Raw genomic sequence first — 3,073 nt, forward strand, 5'->3', positions numbered from 1 at the left:
GTAAGCGTCATTTCGAGGCCGCATGGACAGAGCTGAAGCCGGTGTCCAAAGTGATGTCCGTTACTTCGAGTGGTGGGGACTACTTTGGACACTTGCAATTCGCGATCGACGACCCGCAAGGGTCGACCGAATTACGCACCGGAGTACCGGCGGCAAGTTGCCGTCGCGGCGAGCGAGCCGGGGATTTCGGTGGCCAAGCTCGCGCAGGCGCACGGACTGAATCCCAATATGGTGTTCAAGTGGCGCCGGCAACTGCGGGCGGGCCTGTTTGAAGGCGTGGCGCACAGCACAGCGGTGTTGCTGCCCGTGGTACTACCTGATGCACCGACCGGCGAGATCGCAGAACCGGCGTCGCTCGCTCTACAGCCTGTCGAGCCACATCGCGAGAGCGTACCGGCAGCGTCGGGCATCGAGATCGAACTGAACGGTGCCCGCGTGCGCGTCACGGGCATGGTGGACCCCGTGCAGTTGCGCCTCGTGCTGCGCTGCCTGATGCCAGCATGATTGCGCCGCCAGGCGGTACCCGCGTATGGCTGGCAGCGGGCGTTACCGATATGCGCCGTGGCATGGATGGACTTGCCGCGCTGGTGCAGTCAGCGCTCGGACGTGATCCCTTCTCGGGGCACATCTTCCTGTTTCGTGGGCGTCGCGGTGACCTCATCAAGATTTTATGGTGGAGCGGCGACGGCATGAACCTGTACGCGAAACGACTCGAGCGAGGACGCTTCGTGTGGCCGCAGGCGGACTCGGGAACAGTCCATCTGTCAGCTGCCCAACTGTCGATGCTGCTCGAGGGGATTGACTGGCGGCATCCAGAGCGGACGTGGCAGCCGACGCACGCGGCGTAACGCCGGGTGCGCGAACCCACAAGCGCGTGGGCTTCATTTACACTGGCATGCATGCCAGCCAACCATCTGCCCGATGACATCGCCGCTCTCAAGCGCATCGTCGCCTCGCGCGACGAGACCATCGCGCAGTTGCTGGCCGAGATCTCACGGCTGAAGCGATGGCAGTATGGCCGTTCATCGGAGCGCATGACCGAACTGATGGACCAGCTGCAGCTCGCGCTCGGTGAGCTTCCCGTTCCTGAATCGACCATGGCCGCAACGTCGAAGGTGCCCGATGCTGCTGATACATCGGCCACAACGAACGTCGTTCCGCTGCGCCGCAAGTCACGGCACTTCCCCGCCCATCTTCCCCGCGAAACGGTTATGCATGCGCCGTCAAACTGCGGATGCCCGGAATGTGGCAAACAGATGCGTGCGCTCGGCGAAGACGTCTCGGAGGTGCTCGACTATGTGCCCGGTTACTTCAAGGTACTGCGTCACGTACGTCCGAAGCTGAGCTGTCCGCGCTGTGCGGCAGTGGTGCAGGAGCCAGCACATTCGCGACCGATAGCGCGCTCGATGGCGGGTGCCGGGCTGCTCGCGCAGGTCGTCGTCGCCAAGTACGCTGACCATATGCCACTGTACCGGCAGACCGGCATCTATCGCCGCGCGGGCATCGAACTGGACCGGGCAACACTGGCATCGTGGGTTCGTGAAGCGGCTGCGCTGCTGCAACCGCTGTCCGATACACTCGGTGGTTACGTGCGCGCCGCAGACAAGATCCATACCGACGACACGCCCGTGCCGGTGCTGGAGCCGGGGCGTGGCAAGACACGCACGGCGCGCCTGTGGACCTATGTGCGGGATGACCGCCCGGCAGGGAGCCGCGCGCCACCAGCAGTCTGGTACAGGTACTCACCCGACCGCAAAGGTGAGCGACCTCGGGAACATCTGGCGGGCTACACGGGAATCCTGCAGGCAGATGCCTTCAGCGGGTATGACGCGCTGTATCGTGACGGCACGATCATCGAGGCCGGGTGCTGGGCCCATGCGCGGCGCAAGTTCTACGACCTGTACAAGCTGGACAGCTCACCGATTGCCGAAGAAGCACTGCGCCGCATCGGGGCGCTGTATGTTGTTGAACGCGAGGTTCGCGGCCAGACGCCGGACGTGCGCCTGTCTGCGCGTCAGCAGCGCTCGGCCCCATTGCTCGCTGAGCTGAAGGCCTGGCTCGAACACACGCTGTCACAGGTCTCGGCGAAGTCGGGGCTGGCGAAGGCGATCAGATACTCGCTGGGGCACTGGCACGCTCTCACACGCTATTGCGAAGACGGACGCGTCGAGGTGGACAACAATACGGCGGAGCGCGCGATCAGGCCGTTGGTTCTCGGCAGGCGCAATTATCTGTTCGCGGGCTCCGACGGCGGTGGCCAAAGCGCGGCGGTGATCTATAGCCTGATCGGTACGGCGCGCCTGAACGGCATCGAGCCGTTTGCCTACCTGCGCACGGTGTTTGAGCGCATCGCCGATCATCCCATCAACCGCATCGACGAGTTGCTGCCGTGGCACCTGATGCCGACTGCACACATCGAACAGCAAGCCGCCTGAGAATCAATCCGATGGTCCAACCCCGCAAACCTGCCGTGCGCCTGGTCAAGGCGCCAGTGCCCGATTATGTGCTGCGCGTTGAGCTGAAGTACATTAAGCCGGCGATCTGGCGACGAATCATCGTTCCCGGCTCGATCCGGCTGGGCAAGCTTCATGTGGTGTTGCAACTGGCCATGGGCTGGGAAGGCGGGCACCTGCACGAGTTCGTCTTCGGCGAAACCAACTATGGTGAACCTGATGACTTCGGATTCCAGAGCGATCCGCCAATGCTCAATGAAGCACGGGTCACGCTGGCGAAGGCGCTGGGCGGGCTGAAGTCATTCACCTACATCTACGACTACGGCGACAACTGGCAGCATCGGATCGAGGTTGAGAAGGCACTCGTGCCTGATCCCGACATGCGTCGGCCGTTGTGCATGGATGGGCAGAATGCGTGTCCGCCGGAAGACGTCGGTGGCGTGCCCGGATATGCAGACTTCCTCGAGGCGATTGCAGATCCGACGCACGAGGAGCACGACCACTTCCTCGAGTGGTGCGGCGGCAGCTTCGATCCTGCCGCCTTCGATCTCGTGCTCGCGAATCAGCGGCTCTCAGAGGTCAAGTTCTGATCGTCAAGACGGCCTCGAATTGACGCTTAC

The 3,073-nt window shown here is 63.2% G+C and carries 4 protein-coding genes; all 4 read left to right on the top strand.

Annotated features, from left to right (window positions below; all coding sequences use genetic code 11):
- Positions 1 to 72: 72 nt before the first annotated feature.
- Genes tnpA through DIE12_RS37575 form a run of 4 tightly spaced genes read left to right on the top strand, consistent with a single transcriptional unit; the run spans position 73 to position 3,043 of the window.
- Positions 73 to 504: an IS66-like element accessory protein TnpA gene (gene tnpA / locus DIE12_RS37560; protein WP_260429087.1), complete on the top strand. Its 432-nt coding sequence runs from the start codon at positions 73 to 75 to the stop codon at positions 502 to 504.
- Positions 501 to 848: an IS66 family insertion sequence element accessory protein TnpB gene (gene tnpB / locus DIE12_RS37565; RefSeq protein WP_074295443.1), complete on the top strand. Its 348-nt coding sequence runs from the start codon at positions 501 to 503 to the stop codon at positions 846 to 848. The genes tnpA and tnpB overlap by 4 nt, the downstream gene beginning before the upstream one ends.
- 51 nt (positions 849 to 899) lie before the next feature.
- Positions 900 to 2,435 (top strand): IS66 family transposase, encoded by a 1,536-nt coding sequence (tnpC, locus tag DIE12_RS37570; protein WP_124551603.1) that lies wholly within the window; start codon positions 900 to 902, stop codon positions 2,433 to 2,435.
- 11 nt (positions 2,436 to 2,446) lie between these two features.
- Positions 2,447 to 3,043 carry a plasmid pRiA4b ORF-3 family protein gene (locus DIE12_RS37575; RefSeq protein WP_124551604.1) on the top strand — a complete coding sequence of 199 codons (597 nt, stop codon included), beginning with the start codon at positions 2,447 to 2,449 and terminating at the stop codon, positions 3,041 to 3,043.
- The last annotated feature ends 30 nt before the right edge of the window (positions 3,044 to 3,073 follow it).

The organism is Burkholderia sp. Bp9015 (assembly GCF_003853505.1).
Lineage (GTDB): Bacteria > Pseudomonadota > Gammaproteobacteria > Burkholderiales > Burkholderiaceae > Burkholderia.